Raw genomic sequence first — 18,648 nt, forward strand, 5'->3', positions numbered from 1 at the left:
TCTGGACGCGGGCTATCGCACGGCGCGCGTCTGCTGCGGCGTTTCGCCGTAGGCCTGCCGATAGGCACGCGAGAATTCGCCCAGGTGCGTGAAGCCAAAGCGGGCGGCGATTTCGCTGATTGTCGACCCGCCACCTTGGGACAGCGCCAGCCGCACGGCCTGCAGTCGCTGATGACGCAGCCATTGCAGGGGCGACTGCCCGCATTCGTCCTGAAAGAGGGCCTGCAGGCGCCGCGCTGACAACCCGCAGTGGCTGGCGACCATGGCCACCGGGATTCGCTCGCCCAGATGCTCCAGCATATAGGCCTGCGCGCGGCGGATCGCCTGCGGCGCCGATGGCGGCGGCGCCGGCCACAGGCGGGCCGCCATATTGTGCGGCTGGTGCAACAGCAGAGTGGTGGCGACCATCATTTCGGTTTCCGACAGCAAGGCGAAATGCGGGGCATCGGGGGTGATCCCGGCCCCGGCGCACCGCACGACCCATTGCAGCACGGGCAGCAGCGCCTGCCAGCTCGCCGAATGCAGAGGGATGACTGCATCAAAGAAAATCGAGGGCGCTTCATCCTGCCCGGTCAGGCGTTGCCAGGCTCGTGCAATGGTGCTGCGTTCCAACCTCAGCAGCACCTGCTCGTAATCGGGGCTGGCCTTGAAATGGAAGCGCCGGTCCGGGCTGATCAGGAACGCCTGGTTGGGCGTCCCTTCCAGGGCCTGCCCGTCAAAGGAAAACAAGGCTTTGCCCTGTGTCGGCAGCACCAGCAGGTAATAGCCGTCCAGACACTGGCAGTCCGGGTCGACGCTGACCTGCGCGCCGCGCGCATGCTGCATCCGGATGAGCGACAGGCCGCCACAGGGAACCAGGTCGAGGTAGCTGTGCAGCAGGCGTCCGTGTTCGACACGGAGCTGGTATGAATTGAGCAATTGGCCGATCTGGTGCCGTGCCTCTTCCGGATCAGTCGTACTGACCACGCGGTAATGCTCGAAGCGCACTTGGGCGAACAGAGATCGGGCCATCGCGTCTCGCGGGATGCAAAGTGACGACATATTACTCATCATTGCCGCTTGAAAACAGCGCTTTTTCGTCGGGCCACGGCGTTTAACCGATAGACAGCAGCGGCGGCGCGGCCGAGCATTGCGGGCTGCGCCCGTTTTGGCGTCCGCAAGCCCGCCCCTATCGGACATAAACAATGAAACCAATTGCAAGCCCCCTGGCCCTGTCGCTGCTCGTGACCACTCCGGCCCTGGCCGCCGATCCCAGCACCATTACGGTGGGCGTTCAGCAGGTCAGCCGTGGCGCCGCCGGCACCGAAAGCAACCTGGACGGGGGCGGGGCCAGTGATGTCACCTACACCACCAGCGGGGCGGTCGCAGTCACGCCGACCAGCAGCGATACTCTGGTCATCGGGGTGCGGGCCGCGAGTATCGGCGGCGCGGGCTATACGCCCGATTCGCATGACAACGGCGGCAACGGCGGCAGTGGCGCACAGGTGACCCTGACCAATTCGCCTGGAGCGGACATCACGATATCGTCGCCCACAGCGTCCGGCGCGAACCTGCAGCATGGCGTCATCGGGGTGCTGGGCAGCTCGCGCGGCGGCGCGGGCGCCGACGCGAACGCCGCGGTCATCGACCATTACGGCGGCACCGGCGGCAACGCGTCCGAGGTCACTGTCACCAGCGGTGCCAGCGTTCAGTTGGGTAGCGCGTCGGCCTACCTGGCCGGCAACGATATGGGATGGGGCGTCGTCGCACAGAGCCTGGGCGGCAAAGGCGGTGATCTGACCAAGGGCGAGAATACCGACGGGGAACCCACTGGTGCAGGCGGTAGCGCCTCGACGGCAACCGCCAACGTCACCGGCGACGTGTCGGTATATTGGGCACCGACGGCCCAGACCGCCTGCAGTGCCACGTTCAACGTGAACCGCTGCAGCAGCGTCGCGGCGGTCGTCGCGAGCAGTATCGGAGGGACAGGCGGGGTCAATCTGTTTACCGGCGATATAGGCGGCGATGGCGGACAGGCCGGCCAGGCAACGGCCAACGTCGGCGCAAGCTCTGCAGGCAGCAGTCTCACCACCATCACGGCCGCCACAACGCAGGCCACCCAGGACGACAGCGCCGCCATCCTCGCGATGTCGGTGGGCGGCCATGGCGGGGATTACGGCACCAACGATGGCACCGGCGGCAGGGGGGGCGATTCCCTGGGCGCCGCCGCCAATGTCTACAACACCCAAGTCCAGAGCCTGGGCGACGGCCTGAGCGGTGTGCAAGTGCTGTCGCGCGGCGGCAATGGCGGCACGGATTCGAACAACTCGCTGCCGGACGACTCCGACGGCGGCGACGGCGGCGCCGCCAGCACCGCCACTGCCACGCTGGGCAGCAGCACCGTGTCCACCACCGGCGCGAGCGCGTACGGGGTGCTGGTGCAAAGCATAGGCGGGTTGGGAGGCGTGGGTACCAACCAGGGGGGCCAAGGGGCGAACGGCAGTGTGGCGACCGCCAACCTGGACAGCGCCTCCCAGGTGAACACCAGCGGCGACTACGCGATCGCGATCGTGACCCAGTCATTGGCCGGGGCGGGCGGCTCCGGCGGCGCCTGGACCAGCTGGATAGACGGCAACTCGGGCGATGGCGGCGTGGGGGGCAGCGGAGGCCAGTCGGACGTGAACAGCGACGCCGCGGTGACCACCTCGGGCCAGTACGCGCATGGCGTGCTGGCGCAATCCCTCGGGGGCAGCGGCGGCACGGGCGCCACGGCCGGAGGCGTGATTGCGCTGGGCGGCAGCGGCGGCGGGGGCGGCAATGGCGGTTCAGTAAGCGGCAAGCTGGGCGGCACCATCAATACGACCGGTACCGGATCCATCGGCGCGCTGCTGCAGTCGATTGGCGGCGGCGGCGGCAATGCAGGCAGCGCCTCGGGCATAATCTCGGTGGGCGGCACCGCCGGCGGCGGCAGCACCGCCAGCGGCGTCGTCGCCACCCTGAGCGGCGCGGTCACGACCACGGGCGAAGCCGGCATAGGAATCTTGGCACAGTCCGTCGGCGGCGGCGGCGGCAATGCGGGCTCGGCGCTGGGGGTGTCGGCGGTAGGCGGCCAGGGCGGCGCCGCGGGCGACGCGGGAACGGTCAATATCAACTTGCAGGGCGGCAGTGCAATCAAGACATCCGGGCTCTACGCGCATGGCGCCGTTGCCCAGTCGATAGGGGGCGGCGGCGGCAACGGCGGCAGCGTATTCAGCCTGTCCGCCGGATCGTCCGAAGCGCCCCCGGCCTTGGGAGGCAGCGGCAGCGGCGGCGGCACCGGCGAGGTGGTGCAGGTGCTGGGCAACCAGGCATCGTTGTCCACCCAAGGGGCCGGAGCGATAGGCGTGCTGGCGCAGTCCATCGGTGGCGGCGGCGGCACGGGCGGCTCGTCGACCCAGGATGGCATCGACTTCGTCAGCCTGTCGATCGGCGGCGCGGGCGCGAAAGGCGGCAACAGCGGCAACGTGACCATCGGCCTGGAAAGCTCCACCGTCAGCACGCAGGGCATTGCCGCGCCCGCCATCACCGCGCAATCGATAGGTGGAGGCGGGGGCAACGGCGGGGCCGCCCATGGCTCCAGCCTGAACGCCTTCTTCGGCACCGACGTGACGATCGGCGGCAAGGCAGGCGATGGGGGCGGCAGCGGCACCGTCGCGGTGGGCCTGAAGAATTCGAACGTCACCACAGCCGGCGGACAGTCGAACACGGCGATCTCGGACTCCTATGGCGTGTTGGCGCAGGCCATCGGCGGCGGAGGAGGCAATGGCGGCAGTGCACAGGCCAGCGATCTGGACCTGGGGATTCCTACCGGAGACGGCTCGATTGCCATTGCGACCACGCTGGCGCTGGGCGGCGCGGGCGGCAGCGGAGGCAACGGCGGCATCCTGCAAGTCGGCCTGGAGCAGGGCACCAAGGTGGCCACCGGCGGAGTGGGTTCGCATGGCGTGCTGGCGCAGACGATCGGTGGCGGGGGTGGCGCTGGCGGCGCGTCGCACTCGCTGAGCACCACGTCCACGGCGGCGCCGGATGACACCCTCCAGATCACAGTAAGTGTGGCGCTGGGCGGCAGCGCGGGCGATGGCGGGCATGGCGGCAAGGTCGAGCTGTATGTGGATGGCAGCTCGTCCATCACCACCTACGATGATTTTTCCAACGCGCTGATGGCGCAGACCCTGGGCGGAGGCGGCGGCAATGCCGGGATCGGCAGCAGCAAGACGGGCGGCTCGGGACAACTGATCAAAGCCACCGTGGGGGTCGGCGGCACGGGCGGCGACGGCGGCAACGGCGGCGAGATGACCGCCCAGCTGGATGCCGGATCGCTGCTGCAGACCTACGGGTCCGGCTCGCGCGGCATGCTGCTGCAATCCATCGGCGGCGGCGGCGGCGCATCGCAAGGCGGCACAGTCCAGCTGTCTGTCTCTGGCGGCGGAGACGACGATGACGACGACGACGGCTACCAGGCGTCCGTGGGCGTTTCGGTGGGCGCCAACGGGGCCACTGCAGGCGACGGCGGCGCGGTGACCGTGACGGCGCAGGGCGCCATCGTGACCGCCGGCGGGGATGCCGACGGCATTCTCGCCCAGTCGATCGGCGGCGGCGGCGGCCTCGCCGGCTCGGCTGGCGCAGATGCGGGCGGCTCAGGCGGCGCCAGCAGCACAGCGTCGGACGATGACGACGATTCGAACTCCTATGACATGAATTTGACGGTGGGCGGGCAGGGCGGTGCGGCCGGAGGCGGCGGCGCCGTTACCCTGAACGGCTTCTCGGGTACCGTCTCGACCCAGGGCACGTACGCGGACGGCATCGTGCTGCAGTCGATCGGCGGCGGCGGCGGCGCGGGGGGCACGGCGACGGCGTCGGGTGTGACCGGCGCCACCAACGTGATCATGGGCGTCGGCGGCTCAGGCGGGGCGGCAGGCAACGGGGGAACCGTCTACCTGGATCTGCAGGGCGACGGCACCATGAACAAGGCGGCGATCTCCACGACGGGCGCCGTCGCCTATGGTCTGCTCGCGCAAAGCATCGGCGGCGGCGGCGGGCAGGGCGCCGACGGCTCGGCCAACTCGGCCCCTCCAGGCGACTCTACGTCCAGCGTCACGCTGGGCGCCACCGGCGCCACGCCCAATGGCGGCTCGGGCGGCCGGATCACCACCGGCAATGGAAGCACCGCCAGCGTATTTTCGGTAACGACCGCCGGATTCAACTCGCACGGTGTCGTGCTGCAGTCGATCGGCGGAGGCGGCGGCACGGCCAGCGTGGCATCGGTTGGCGTGTCGGGCGACGGTTCTACGCCGAATTTCGACCTCAGCCTGGGCGGCGGCGGCGGCGCCTACAACACTGGCATCGCCTCACCCGTGTCGAACAGTTCAGGCGGGCCGATCGGCATGGAAGCCTGGCTGAACATCAGCACGACCGGCGAACATGCATTCGGCATGGTGGCGCAAAGCATAGGCGGCGGCGGCGGTATCGTGGCGTCGGGCGCGGCGGCCAACGTTGCGCAGATCGGAATCGGCGGAGGCAACACTGCCCAGGCGCTGGCGGGCGGCTCACTCAGCATCACGATTGGAAACTTCGGCAGCCAGGCCAGTTCGTCGAATCCGGCTGTCATTGCGACCAGCGGAGCCGGCTCGCATGGCATCGTTCTGCAATCCATCGGAGGCGGAGGCGGCATCGCCGGCTACACTGCCAACGGCGCCCTGTCGCCCGAATGGAATGGCACGGCCGTCACCGCGCCGCGCAGCGACGAAAGCACCGGCGGTGACGTCGTACTGCAGTTCACGGGCACGCTGACCACGGCGGGCGACGGCGCATTCGGAATCATCGCCCAGTCCATTGCCGATGGCGGCGGACTGGCCGGAGACAGCACAGGCAGCTACGCGGGTTCGGCGTACGATCACGCCGCACCGGACGCGATGGGTAACGGAGCGGGTAACGTATCGATCACGCAGAGCGGCACGCTCAGTGTAGGCGGCGAGAACGCCTACGCGATCTTCGCGCAAAGCGACGGCAACACCAGCAACTCGAGTGAGGTCAGCGTGTCGATCGGCGGAACTGTGACGGCAACCGCCGCCACAGGCGGCGGGGTGTGGATCGACGGCACGGCGCAGTCAAATACCGTCACCATCGACTCGGGCGCGTCGCTGTCGGCGGCCACCGCCATCAACAATACAGGCATCCGGCAAGTGGACGTGACCAACCACGGCAGCGTCGCCGGCAGCCAATACCTGAACGGTCGCGACGGGGCAGGCACCCTGCAGAATCAGGGCCAGGTACTGAAGGCGGACACGATCGATGGGTCAGTGATCAACCACGGCGAGTTCCTCGTTGGACATTCCCTGACCACGACACGCACGCAGGTCACCGGCAATTTCGACCAGACCTCTGACGGCGTGTTGCAGATCGGCGCCGACTTCATCAGCCAGTCGGCCGACCTGCTGCAGGTGGATGGCACGGCGACGCTCGGCGGGACGCTGCGTATTCAGGGCACCCGCCTGATGCCGGACCGACCGGTGGTGTTCCTGCGGTCGGCGCAGATCGATCCACGCACCGCACTGCGCGGCGGGTCCCCGCTGTTCGATTACACGACGACGTACTCGCAGGACCACGCGACGGTGGCGCTGGGCAGCGCCCATTTCGATACGGTGGCGCAGCAGTCCGGCGCGGGCCGGAATCTGCGCGAACTTGGTGACCACTTGCAGGACATCTGGGCGCGCGGCGGCGATGAGCGCCTGGCCGAAGTCTATGCTGGCTTCGACCAGGCCGCCCGGCAGGGCGCGGCCAGCTTCAATCAGGCTTTATCGAACCTGGCACCCGGCATATCCGCGGCGCCCGCCGCCCTGAAGCAGGCCGACATGGCGCGATTCGCAAGCTCCCTGCAGAGCTGCCCGCAGTTCCAGGGGGCAGACCCGCGCCTGGGTGAAACGTCTTGCGTATGGGGCAACATCGGTGCACGCAGCACCCGTGTCGACGGCAGCCACGGCACCTCGTCGTTCGAGGCGAGCGGCGTCACGTATCAGCTCGGCGTGCAGCAACAGGTCGCGCCAAAATGGTTCGTGGGCGTCTCGGCGGCCTACGAAAACGGCCATATGCGTGCCACCGATGGCCGCCAGAAACTCAGCGGCCACACTGGCTACCTGGGCGCCACGCTGAAATACGAAGATGGCCCTTGGATGCTGGCGGGCTCTCTGACGGGAAGTTATGGCAGCTACGACAGCACCCGCAGAATCAGTTCGTCCTCGGATGACGTCAGCGCGAAAAGCTCGCCGGATGTTTTCTCGCTCGGGCAAAGGCTTCGGGCCGCATACACGCACGACCTGGGCCGGGCCTACATCAAGCCGATGGTCGACCTGGACCTGATCTACACCCGCATGCCGTCGTACTCGGAACATGGAGCGGGCGCCTTGAATCTCAATTACGAAGCCAGCGACAAGTGGACGGCCATACTGACGCCTGGCGTGGAGATTGGCGGCCGGATCGACCTGGCCGGAAACCACGTGCTGCGTCCCTATCTGAACCTGGGGCTCAGCCTGAGCAGCACCGATCATTGGGACAGCTATGCCAGGCTCGAAGCGGCGCCTGCGGGCAGCCGCGCGGCCAGGTCCACGCTGGAATCGGGCCGCACATTCGGCCGGGTCACCGCCGGCATGCAGATATTCGGCGGCGAGGCTTTCGACGTGCGCCTGCAGTACGACGGCCTCTACTCCAGCCATGTGCAGAGCCACGGGGGCTCTCTGAAGGCGAGCTGGCGGTACTAGCAGCACCGATGCGGTCCGCGCGACGTTTGGCCCGACGTCGCACAAGGCTCGCCTGTTACGCCGTGACCTTTACACGTACGGCGCTTGCAGCCCTTCGGTGCGCAGCGCGCGCTGCACCGCAGGCCGCTCGAGTACGCGTTGCAGGTAGGGACCGATGTGCGGCATACCGCGAGCCGGGCGGTTGAAGCCGCGGGTCCAACGGCACAGCATCAGCACGTAGGGGTCCAGCACCGAATAGCGCTGCCCAAGGAACCAAGGTCCATCGGCGCGCGCCAGATGCGCGTCGATTTGCTCGAGCAAGCCGTCGATACGCGCTTCGGCGTGCGCCTTGACCTGTGCCGCTGCGTCCGCGTTGCCTGCCTCGACCCAGCGGTCCGGATAGAAATAGAGCAGGGCGGTGGATTGCAGCGTGTTGGTACACCACATCAGCCACTTGTAGCACTGCGCCCGCTCCGCCGTACCCAGCGCAGGGGCCAGTTGTTTTTCGGGGTATCGGTCGGCCAGATGCAGGCAGATGGCTGCCGATTCGTACAACACGAGATCGCCGTCGACCAACACCGGGATCAGGCCGTTGGGGTTGAGGGCGAGGTAGGCCGGGTCTTTGTGGCCATTGTTCGCGCGATCTACCAGGCTCAGCTCGAAGGGCTGGCCAATTTCTTCGAGCAGGCAATGCGGCGCCATGCTCGCGTTGCCGGGGTAGTAGTAAAGCTTCATCAGAACGGGTCTCCGGAAGTGGGGCGGACCATTCCAGTCGACGGTCCGGTTAGCGTTTTAGCAAACTCCGGCGCCCCTGGCGACGCCCGTTTTTTCAGGCAGCCGGCAAAACCTGCCGCCGGGTGCCATGCCTGGGCCGGCGTGCAGTGCTCCCCATGCGAGTGTCGCGCCTCGGCGCGAGCCAGGGCACCCGGACCAGCGACCCCCCAGGCCGCCAGGCATCATTCTTGCTGTCCGTCCCCGATATCCTGGCCCAACCCGCGTCACTGGAAGGAGGCAATCGCGTGACCCAACTCGTTCAACATCGATATGCATTGACGGTGCATCCACTGCATGCCGTCTTCCTGGCGGGCGTGATTCCCCTGTTCCTGGGCACCATGCTGGCCGACCTTGCCTATGCAAAGACTTACCACATCCAATGGAGCAACTTCGCATCGTGGCTGCTGGTGGGCGGCCTGGTATTCGGCGCCGTGGCGCTGGTGCTCGCGATCATCGACGTCTGCATGCCTAGACGCCGCTGGCCCGGCGCGGCCGTCTACGTGCTTGTGTTGCTGGCGATGTGGATCGTGGGTTTCTTCAACGCCCTGATGCATGCCCGCGATGCCTGGGCAAGCATGCCCACAGGGTTGGTGATGTCCGTCATCACGGTCGTGCTGGCTTGCCTGGCCACCTGGCTGGGGTTCCGCGCGCCGCATTTGAGGGGCGCCGTATGAAAAATATCACCGCTATCGCCCTGATACCACTAATGGCCGCAGCCGGCGTATGCCTCGCCCAGCTGAGCCCCGATCAATATGGTCCCGATCCCAAACTGCCCAAGCCACAGCGCGGCGTGTTGCCGGACATGGTCATTGCGGAACCGGCAGAGTGGGGCGACAAGCTGCCCACCGTGCCGGACGGCTATTCCATCCAGGCCATCGCGACAGGCCTCAAGATTCCCCGGCAGACCCTGGTCTTGCCCAACGGCGACATCCTGGTGGCAGAGGGCAGGGGCGGCAACGCGCCGGCGCTCAAACCGAAGGACGTGATCGCGGGCATCATGAAGTCGCGTGGCACCAGTTCGGTGAAGGGAGGCAACCGCCTGACCCTGCTGCGCGACCCCGAGGGGGACGGCACCTACGAGGCCTCGGTATTTGCCGAAGACCTCAACGCACCCTACGGGCTGGCCCTGGTGGGGAATAATCTGTATGTGGCCAACCAGGACGCCCTGGTGCGATTCGATTATCAGCCGGGCCAGACCAAGGCCAGCGGCCCCCCCGAAACGCTGACGCCATTGCCCGCCGAGATCAACCACCACTGGACCAAGGCTCTGACCGCGAGCGCCGACGGACAATACCTTTATGTCGGTATCGGCTCCAATAGCAATATCACCGAGCGAGGCATGACCGCGGAGGCCGACCGCGCCATGATCTGGCGGGTCAACGCCCGCACCGGCGAACATAAGGTATATGCCACGGGCTTGCGCAATCCGACAGCGCTCACCATCCAGCCGGGCACCGGCCAGTTGTGGGCGGTGGTCAATGAGCGCGACGAGATCGGCCCCGATCTGGTACCGGACTACCTGACGTCGGTTCAAGAGGGCGCCTTTTATGGCTGGCCGTTCAGTTACTGGGGGCAGAATGTCGACGACCGCGTGCGTCCCCAGAACCCCGCCAAGGTCGCGGCTGCGATCAAGCCCGATTACAGCCTGGGCGCACACGTCGCCGCGCTGGGGGTCGCATTTTCCGACGGCAGCATGGGCGGCAAGTTTACCGACGGCGCCTTCGTCGGAGAGCACGGCAGCTGGAACCGCAGCGAGCCCGTGGGTTACAAGGTGGTGTTCGTCCCGTTCAAGGACGGCCGGCCATCCGGCATCCCGGTGGATTTCGTGGCCGGCTTTCGCGACGACGATGGCACGACGCGCGGACGCCCGGTGGGCGTGACGCTGGACCCGCGCGGCGCCCTGATCGTTGCCGACGACCTATCGAATACGGTCTGGCGCGTGACGCCGAACCAGGCCGCGCCGCCGCAGCCTTCGCAGCCATCGCCGCAGCAGCAGACCCCGCCGCAGCAGGATTCCCCCGCGCAGCCCACGCCGGCCAGCCCGGACCAGCCGCCGGCCACGGTAGCTCCGGCGCCAGCCGGAAACAGTTGAGCCCGCATCCCTGGGCTATTCTTCACCGGCCGCGCCGGCCCCTGCTTCGGGGCCGGGCGCGCCGCGCGCCGGGCGCGGATGACATGCGCCCCTGACTTCTATCGCTGGCCCGTCTACCCATGGTGATACCCCGCAGCCTGACTTCCGGACCGAATCGCGCGGCCTTCGTGCTGTGCGGCGCGCTGGTTCCAGCGATGAGCAGCGAGGCGTCGGCGCAAACTGCAGCCGAGGCCCCGACCCTGGAGCCGGTGATTGTGACCAGCGTCCATTACAGCGCGTCGCTGCTGGACACCCCGGCCTCGGTCAACGTGGTCCAGGGCGATCTGCTGCGCTTCGACTCGCCAGGGATCAGCCTGGCCGAAAGCATGGGCATCGTACCGGGCCTTCAAATCCAGGACCGCCAGAACTACGCACAGGACCTGCAGATGTCGGTTCGCGGATTCGGCGCCCGGTCTACCTTCGGCGTGCGTGGCGTGCGGCTGTACGTCGATGGCATTCCGGCCACCATGCCGGACGGTCAAGGCCAGACGTCGAACATCGATCTGGCCTCGGCGCAACGAATCGAAGTGCTGCGCGGCCCTTTTTCGGCGCTGTATGGCAATTCTTCGGGCGGGGTCGTGCAAGTGTTCACAGAGACTGGCGAGAGCCCGCCACGGGTGCAGGGGAAAGTGTCGGCGGGCAGCTATGGCACCTACAACTTCGGCGTCAAGGCCAGCGGCGCCACGCAGAGCCTCGACTACGTGCTGAGCGCCCATCGACTCACTACCGAGGGCTATCGCGATCACAGCGGCGCGCGCAAGAACCTGGGCAACGCCAAGCTGGGACTGCAACTCGACGATGCCGGCCGGCTCACGCTGGTGGTCAACAGCGTGGACCTGCATGCCCAGGATCCCATGGGCCTCACGCGCGAACAGTATGAGCAGGACCCGCGCCAGGCTACCCCGCAGGCCAGCCAGTACAACACGCGCAAATCCGTGCGGCAGACGCAGGGCGGTCTGCTATATGAGCGACAGGTCGATGCCGACAACGAACTGCGCGCCATGCTGTACTTCGGGCAACGCGACATGACGCAATATCTGTCCATCCCCGCGGCCGTCCAATTGAATCCGGGGCAGGCGGGCGGGGTGATCGGCCTGGAACGCCAGTACGCCGGCATGGACCTGCGCTGGACGACGCGCATGGAGCTGGCCGGCCGGCCCCTCACACTGGTAGGTGGCCTCGCATATGACCATCTGCACGAAGACCGAAAAGGATACGAGAACTTTCTCGGTCCGGCGCTCGCACCCAGCCAACTTGGTGTGAAGGGGCGCCTGCGCCGCGACGAAACCAATCGCGTCTACAACGTCGATCCGTATCTGCAGGCATCGTGGCAGGTCGCGCCGAGCTGGACCGTCGACGCCGGGCTGCGGTACAGCTCGGTCAGCTTCGATTCCGACGACCACTATGTTGAGGATGGCAACGCGGACGACAGCGGTTCAGCGCGATATCGCAGGGCGCTGCCCGTGACGTCGGTGCGTTACGCGCCTACGCCCGGCAGCAGCGTCTATGCCTCGTATGGCCAGGGTTTCGAGACGCCCACGACCAATGAAGTTTCATACCGGCCCGATGGCAGGGCAGGGCTGAACCTGGGGCTGCAGCCCGCCATCAGCCATAACTACGAAGTGGGCTACAAGTCCGAATGGGGAGCGGGCCTGTTTTCCGTGGCGGCGTTCCACACCGATACACGCAACGAAATCGTGGCAGCGGGCAGTGCCAACGGGCGCACCTCGTATCGGAACGGCGGGCGTACCCGCCGCAACGGTGTCGAGCTGGCCTGGAGCGGCCGCCTCGCATCCGAATGGCGGGCCGACGTGGCCTACACCTGGATAAATGCCCGCTACCGCGACGATATCGCCGGCTCGGACATACGCGCCGGCAACCGCATTCCCGGCATCGCGCGGCAGATGCTTTACGGCGCGCTGGAATGGGCCCCGGCGCAGGGGTGGCGTGCGGGGGTCGAGGGCAGGTACCTGGGCAAGATATATGTGGACGACGCCAACAGCGATGCCGCCGCGAGCTATTTCGTGGCTGCGGCATCCACCGGCTACCGCTGGCAGCACAAGGCGTGGACCTGGGACGCCTACGCGCGGGTAGACAATCTGTTCGACCGCGACTACATCGGCTCGGTCATTGTCAACGATGGAAATGGCCGGTATTTCGAGCCGGCGGCTGGCAGGAACTGGAGCGCAGGCATGATGGTGTCATATGCGTTCTGAACTCCACCGGCGAGCGACATAAAAGCGCCGCCGCCGTAGTCTGGTTCTGTCGCGCGGTGTTTGTTCTATCCATGATCTTCCTCGGCAAGTACCGTCCGGAATCGGAAAATCTCCTTCTACGGACCCAGACATGCCCACGACCCAGACAACACCGAAATCAAACTTTGCTGCCGCCATCGTCGCAGCCAGCCTGACCGTTGCGGCGGCAGGTGCTGGGGCGACCGAACGGGCGCAGCCCGCGCCGGCGTCCCAATCCGCCGCTTCGCTGGCCGTGGTGATGGAGTTTCTGGAAAACACCGCGCCCGACAAGGTCGAGGCCGCCGCTCAGAGGCTGGTGGCGCCGGACGCCACGTACGTGTCTCTCAATTTCGACAATCCCGAGCTCAAGCAGATTCTTCCGTGGACCGGCACGAACAAGGGGCCGACGGCCTTCAGCAGCGTTTTCATGCAAGTCGCCAACTACTGGAACATCGAAGACTTCGCCATCACCGACAGCATCGCGTCTGAAGAAACGGTGGCGATCTTCGGCAAGTTCACCTATAGGTCGGTAGCCGTCGGCACGGCGTTCACTTCGCCGTTTTCCATCCATGCCAAGGTGCACGACGGGAAGATGACGTACTTCCAGTTCATGGAAGATACCTACGCCTCGGCCAGTTCGTTCCGGCAGTCGGGAGCGTGGACGGTAAAGACAACCAAAGACAAGGCTCCGTTCACGGTCACCGGCACTCCGAAACCCTGACCGGAAAGGCGCAAGCGCGCAACAGGGCGGCTTGAGGCCGCAACAGCGCGGGCCCGACCCCGGGTGCGCCCACACCCGATGCCGCGCTATCGACGGCCCGCGCCATCATGCGGGCTGCTTGGCCGCCCAGCGATTCAGGTTAGGGGCGAAAGCGGTCAGGGCGGGCCCAGGCTTGGGCTGCTCATAACCACTGCTTTACATAATACACATTATGCGTATTTGATTGTCGCCGTACCTCTGGCAAAAATGGCCGTCTCACGGGCCGCGCCCCGCTGGCGCTCGTAACGTCCGGACCATCGTCGCAGCACGCAATTCCACCCGAAACTTAGGCGCCGCCGGTGCACCGCCATGGCGCGGGCTTACATGGACCAATAATCGGTAACGCCTTGATGGGTGCGAGCTGCCGTACGCTAATGCGTCCAAAAAGGCCCCGGCACTTCGCCGGTTTGGCTATCTGGAGCATTCGATCCCCGACATCAGGCCCGGCACGTTCCACGAACGTGGCAAGGCGTTTCCCGAAAGCACGCGATAGGAAAAGCAGCGATGAATGGAAGAAATGGGCAATTTATTAATGCACCAGACCTGTTCCTGCAGGCCAATGTGGTCAACACGATCCGAGGCCTGTCCGCGACCCCGGGGCAAGCATCCAGCACGGGTCTTGCAAGCCTCATCGCCGCCGCCAATATTCGCAAGCAAGCCCAGTTCGATTTGGTTGTCCAGCAAGAGGTGGATGACGGGCGCATCGTCCACGACCTCTGCATGGGCAATTCCGCCGTCACTAATGACACGCCCATCACGGGTTACTGGTGTCCCTACTATTCCGGCAACATCCTGCCGGGCTGGGTCGATATTCCGCGCCATAGCCCGCAACACCGATTCATGTTCACGCCTGCCATGAATGGCTGCGCTTTCGTGGTGACGAACTCACCCCTGGGCAGAGAATGGTTTCGCGTCTATCACAACCAGCACCCTCACAGTCGTTCCATCGCCGATCTCATCAAGCGCGAATCCGGAGATACGCTGGAATCCTGCTTTTCTTTCGAGGATTACGGCGCTGACGCCCATCCCAACGCCTTCAATTTCTTGTACTACCGGAACTCAACCTGGATGTACGTCAGCCAGCCGCAGACCTTGATACCGGAAGCCAAGAGCTTCAGAGTCGGCTTTCGCCCCAAAGGCGCGGTCGTCACTCGCAGTGTGTTCTGATCTGCTTTCGTCCGGCCGACCCGGTCAAGTCGCAAGTTGCGTGACGCCATCCAGGCTGGCTTGTGCCTTGCGCGCCGCGAGCATCAAGCCCAGCCTGCGGCTTTCCGCCACCGCGCTCCGCCAATATTCGCGCGCCTGGTCGTGATTGCCCTGAAGCGCCGCCACATTGCCCCGCAAGCACAAATAATCGCCGCGCATGAACAAGCTGCCGAACCGCTCCATTGCGTCGGCGGCGCGGTGCGCGGCGTTGGTGGCCTCGTCCACCTGATCCAGTTCCAGGCTTGCCCCCGCAAGCAGTAATTCCAGTCCGCACTGCAAAACCGGCATGCCGGTGCGAGCGGCCTCGATGGCGCGCCTGATTTCGTCGAGCGCCTCGGGCATGCCCTGCCGCGCCCTCACCCATCCTGACAGGCCGTCGGACAACCCATACCAGAGCGCGAAGTCGCCGCTGTGAGCTGTGGCGCGAACCGCTTCTACGGTGCGCAGCGCCGCTTCGTCTTCGCCGCGGCGGCGATGGATCTCGCCCAGCATCGACAGGCAGAGCACGCGACTGGCCGCGTGCGCCAGCTTGTCGGCGTCCGCCAATCCCGATTTTGCCGACGCAAGGCCTTCGTCCTCACGGCCTTGCAGCGTCAGCGCCCAGCCCAGCACGGCTTTCGCGGCGCAGACGCCATCAGCGCCCCAGCGGGCAAAGCGCATGGAATGGTCGGGCTGCCCGCCCAGGGTATGAATGCTGGCCCGCAACCATCGTTCGGCGGCCACCATGTCTGCGCTCAGCAGCTTGCTGAAGCCGCAGGCATATTGCGCACGGCTCAGCATGGCGGCATCGCCGCTCTGTTCCGCATGGCGACGCATGCGTTCGGCATGATGCAGGCTTTCGGAATGGGTTCGCGTGCTCAAGGCGACCGTCCACGCGCCCCAGAGCTGCAGGAATTGTGTACCCGCATCAGCATTGTGCTGCTGCAACTCGGCGGTGCGAGCATAGGCCTGCGAGGTTTCGGCCGCCCCGCCCCCCTTCAGCGCCGCGAATACCGAGCCACGCAACAACTGCACCTCGAGTTCGGCCGCGCGACGCGCGGCCCCATCGGAGATGAACTGCAGCGCCTGCAAGGCGCGTTCGGTCAGCGCGTGCGCCTCGGCCATGCCGGACTGCGCCAGCGCGTCCCGCGCGGCCAGGCACCACCATCGGGCCGCGCTGGCATGCTGCGCAAGTTCCAGATGCCGCGCAATGTAGGCGGGCTCGATCGACCCGGCCGCAGACCCCAGCTCGATCAGGGAGTGGGCCAGGACCTCGTGCTGGTCGCGGCGCTGGGCAGCGCTCAGCGTGTGGTAAATGGCCTCGCGCACCAGCGCATGGCGGAACCTGGCGGGCATGCCCTCCTCTATCAGGCCCCGGTGGCGCAGTTGGTGCAACACCTCGGCGACACTACCGGTTTCAACACCCGCGGCCTGCGCCGCGCGCGGCAACAGCGCTTGATCGACCTGCCCGGCCGTGGCGACAAACTGGATCAGCCTTCGCGCCACCGGGTCCAGGTCGGAAAGCCGCGCCGCAATCAGGTCGGCAACGACGGGCGCGACGCCCATCTCGGCGCCCAGTTCGGCCTGGTGCACCAGTTCTTCCGCATACAGCGGTATCCCGTCGGCATCCGCCACGATCCGGGCGCGCAACTTCGGCGACAGGCGCTGGCCCCGGGAACGATGGGCGACCAACTCGGCCATGGCCTGCCGCTCCAGGGGCTTGAGCAACAGCTCATGCGCCGGCCCGTCGTACCTGAACTCTTCACGTGCCGTGAGCAGCAGCATGGTGGGGCCCGATTGCCCCTGTTTCGCCAGCAACTCGATCAGTTCGACGCTGGACGCGTCCGCCCAGTGCAGGTCTTCCCAGACGAGCAGCAATGGACGCCGCGGCTCGCTGCGGAACGTCACGATCGCGGCCAGGGCCTGCATCAGAGCCCCGCGGAGCAATTCACCCGGCGCGCCGCGTTCGTGTCCGCGCTCTGGAAACAGCATCCGGCGCAGACTGCCGCGTATCGACTCGTCGAGCCTCACGCGCTGGCACACCGAGGCGACGAACTCGCGCTGGGCATCGGGCTGCGCCAGGGCGTCCTGGATACCGCCCCACTCTGCCGCCAAGCTGCGCACAATGCATTCGCGCACCGCGTGAAAAGGCGTATGGTCATGGCCTTCGGTACAGGCCAGCGACCTGACCTCGCCTCGCGTGTGACGCACATACTCCATCATGACCCTGGTCAGCAGCGATTTCCCAATGCCGGCCTCGCCTCGCACCAGGGTGACCGCCGGCAACTCCGTCAACGGCAGCCGGCTCCAGAGGCTGGTCAGGTGGTCGAACTCGCGAGCCCGGCCAAACATGCGCCGCACCAGTTTTGCTTCGAGCTGTGTGTGCAGCAAGTATCGCTGGTGACCGTGCCGCTTGTCGGCGCGGGTGGCGAAATCCCCGGCCAGACGATCCCGGGCCGATGCGCTGAGCAAGATGTCGCCAGGATCCGCAAGATAGGCCAGGCGCATCGCGCGCAGGCTGACGAGTGCACAGGCATTCGGCCCCGAGCCTGCGTCCACCAGGGCGATCTCGGCGTGCATCCCCATGCCCACATGTACCCCATCGGGCAGCGTGATCTGCCGAATGGCGCAGGCCAGGCTGGCGGCGGCATGCGCCGGCCTTTCCGCAAGCCTGGGATAACCATAGACGACGACCAGACTGCTGTCCGCCCCGACCTGCACGCTGGCCCCATCGCCGCGTATCGCTTCGAGCAGTTGTCCGCGGGCCGCCTGAAGGCTCTGCAGGGCTTGCTCGTGACAGCCGGCCGACTCATCCAGAGACAGGGCCAGCGCCAGGACGGCCACGGGCTGGTGCTGCGGTGGCTGCGCGGCCCGCTGCGCAGGAAATGCGGCATTGGCCAGTACCGGCTCCGACTCGATCAGCGCGCGCGTCTGCTCCGTGGGTTCGGAATCGTAGCGGTCTCGCAAGATGCCGGCGCAATGCTGATAGGCAAGCATGGCCGCTTCGCGGTTGCCGCTGTCCCGCAGCAGGCGGATCAGGTGGCGATGCGCGCTTTCGTCTTCGGGATGATGGTGCACCCACTGCCGGGCGATTTCGAGGGCCTGCTCATGCTCTCCCGTCTGGGCCAGCCGGGCCAGCAACGCACTGCGGCACTCGGAAATATCGCGCTCGATGCGTGACTGCCAGCTGGTCTTCCAGGCCGTGAAGGCTTCGCTGTCTGGCAGGTCCGAATACTCGAGAAAGGCGCCGCGGTCGTACCCCAGACGCTGCTCGAGCGTCAAGGATTCGTAGCCGCTCGCGCCGATGATGGCGAGCGCGTCCACCGTGATGACTTCCGGGTTCAGGGCCAGGGTGCTGCTGGTGGTGATCCAGGCGTCGGGTACGGATTCGAACAGGCGCCTGAGGACAAACAGCGCATGCCTCAGGTTGGCCCGGCCATCATTCGTATCCGCCGGCCACAGCATGTTGGCCAGTTCGCTGCGCGAGTGCGGCCTGCCTTGCGCCAGCGCCAGCATGGCGAGCAGCAGCTTGGGCTTGATATAGCTGATCGCGTGGCGGCCGTTGACGTCGGCAATGGTGACGTCGAATTCGCCGAGCAGCCGCAGGTGGACAGGCCGAATCAGGCTCGGGTGCATAGCGGACCCAATGACGAGAACCTTGCGACCCGCCAAGGCAGTCCAGGGCCAAGCCTGCCTGCCATGCTGCCCCATACCGCGCTGGGCCTTAGTTTCTCTCGGTTGAAAATCGATCGCTAAAGTGCCGGCGTGCAGCGCATCAACGCTCAGTTGGCGTTGAGTGCCCGACGAGTGTAC

General features: G+C 66.4%; 9 protein-coding genes. 6 read left to right on the top strand and 3 right to left on the bottom strand.

What is annotated here, in order from left to right; genetic code table 11:
- Nucleotides 1-12: 12 nt before the first annotated feature.
- Nucleotides 13-1,011, bottom strand: a complete 999-nt coding sequence (locus tag ACV17W_RS03080) for a cupin domain-containing protein (RefSeq protein ID WP_462594994.1) — start codon at nucleotides 1,009-1,011, stop codon at nucleotides 13-15.
- A gap of 173 nt (nucleotides 1,012-1,184) precedes the next feature.
- Here ACV17W_RS03080 and ACV17W_RS03085 point away from each other — a divergent pair, with 173 nt between their 5' ends.
- The gene (locus ACV17W_RS03085) at nucleotides 1,185-7,772 is read left to right on the top strand and encodes a hypothetical protein (RefSeq protein WP_462594995.1); all 6,588 of its coding nucleotides are present in this window, start codon (nucleotides 1,185-1,187) and stop codon (nucleotides 7,770-7,772) included.
- A 69-nt stretch (nucleotides 7,773-7,841) separates the two neighbouring features.
- Here the strand turns inward: ACV17W_RS03085 and ACV17W_RS03090 are convergent, their stop codons facing one another.
- Nucleotides 7,842-8,486 (bottom strand): glutathione S-transferase family protein, encoded by a 645-nt coding sequence (locus tag ACV17W_RS03090; RefSeq protein ID WP_462594996.1) that lies wholly within the window; start codon nucleotides 8,484-8,486, stop codon nucleotides 7,842-7,844.
- 284 nt (nucleotides 8,487-8,770) lie between these two features.
- Between ACV17W_RS03090 and ACV17W_RS03095 the strand changes: the two genes are divergently transcribed.
- The 5 genes from ACV17W_RS03095 to ACV17W_RS03115 all read left to right on the top strand — a co-directional run bounded on the left by ACV17W_RS03095 (nucleotide 8,771) and on the right by ACV17W_RS03115 (nucleotide 14,817).
- Nucleotides 8,771-9,199 (top strand): DUF2231 domain-containing protein, encoded by a 429-nt coding sequence (locus ACV17W_RS03095; RefSeq protein ID WP_462594997.1) that lies wholly within the window; start codon nucleotides 8,771-8,773, stop codon nucleotides 9,197-9,199.
- Nucleotides 9,196-10,617, top strand: a complete 1,422-nt coding sequence (locus ACV17W_RS03100) for a PQQ-dependent sugar dehydrogenase (protein WP_462594998.1) — start codon at nucleotides 9,196-9,198, stop codon at nucleotides 10,615-10,617. Before ACV17W_RS03095 ends, ACV17W_RS03100 begins: the two co-directional genes overlap by 4 nt.
- A 194-nt stretch (nucleotides 10,618-10,811) precedes the next feature.
- Entirely contained in the window at nucleotides 10,812-12,872 is a 2,061-nt protein-coding gene (locus tag ACV17W_RS03105; RefSeq protein WP_462596444.1) for a TonB-dependent receptor domain-containing protein, read from the top strand.
- Between the two features lie 130 nt (nucleotides 12,873-13,002).
- On the top strand, nucleotides 13,003-13,611 hold the full coding sequence (locus tag ACV17W_RS03110) for a nuclear transport factor 2 family protein (protein WP_462594999.1): 609 nt from the start codon (nucleotides 13,003-13,005) through the stop codon (nucleotides 13,609-13,611).
- 543 nt (nucleotides 13,612-14,154) lie between these two features.
- Complete coding sequence (locus ACV17W_RS03115; protein WP_462595000.1) at nucleotides 14,155-14,817, top strand: hypothetical protein; 663 nt, start codon at nucleotides 14,155-14,157, stop codon at nucleotides 14,815-14,817.
- Nucleotides 14,818-14,841: 24 nt separating this feature from the next.
- Here the strand turns inward: ACV17W_RS03115 and ACV17W_RS03120 are convergent, their stop codons facing one another.
- On the bottom strand, nucleotides 14,842-18,471 hold the full coding sequence (locus tag ACV17W_RS03120) for an AAA family ATPase (protein WP_462595001.1): 3,630 nt from the start codon (nucleotides 18,469-18,471) through the stop codon (nucleotides 14,842-14,844).
- Nucleotides 18,472-18,648 lie beyond the last annotated feature (177 nt).

This window comes from Bordetella sp. MIP270_01_BMS (genome assembly GCF_054958705.1).

Coding starts and splice junctions, on each gene's coding strand:
- ACV17W_RS03080 (WP_462594994.1), bottom strand. CDS start 1,011: ATGGCCCGATCTCTGTTCGCCCAAGTGCGCTTCGAGCATTACCGCGTG.
- ACV17W_RS03085 (WP_462594995.1), top strand. CDS start 1,185: ATGAAACCAATTGCAAGCCCCCTGGCCCTGTCGCTGCTCGTGACCACT.
- ACV17W_RS03090 (WP_462594996.1), bottom strand. CDS start 8,486: ATGAAGCTTTACTACTACCCCGGCAACGCGAGCATGGCGCCGCATTGC.
- ACV17W_RS03100 (WP_462594998.1), top strand. CDS start 9,196: ATGAAAAATATCACCGCTATCGCCCTGATACCACTAATGGCCGCAGCC.
- ACV17W_RS03105 (WP_462596444.1), top strand. CDS start 10,812: ATGAGCAGCGAGGCGTCGGCGCAAACTGCAGCCGAGGCCCCGACCCTG.
- ACV17W_RS03110 (WP_462594999.1), top strand. CDS start 13,003: ATGCCCACGACCCAGACAACACCGAAATCAAACTTTGCTGCCGCCATC.
- ACV17W_RS03115 (WP_462595000.1), top strand. CDS start 14,155: ATGAATGGAAGAAATGGGCAATTTATTAATGCACCAGACCTGTTCCTG.
- ACV17W_RS03120 (WP_462595001.1), bottom strand. CDS start 18,471: ATGCACCCGAGCCTGATTCGGCCTGTCCACCTGCGGCTGCTCGGCGAA.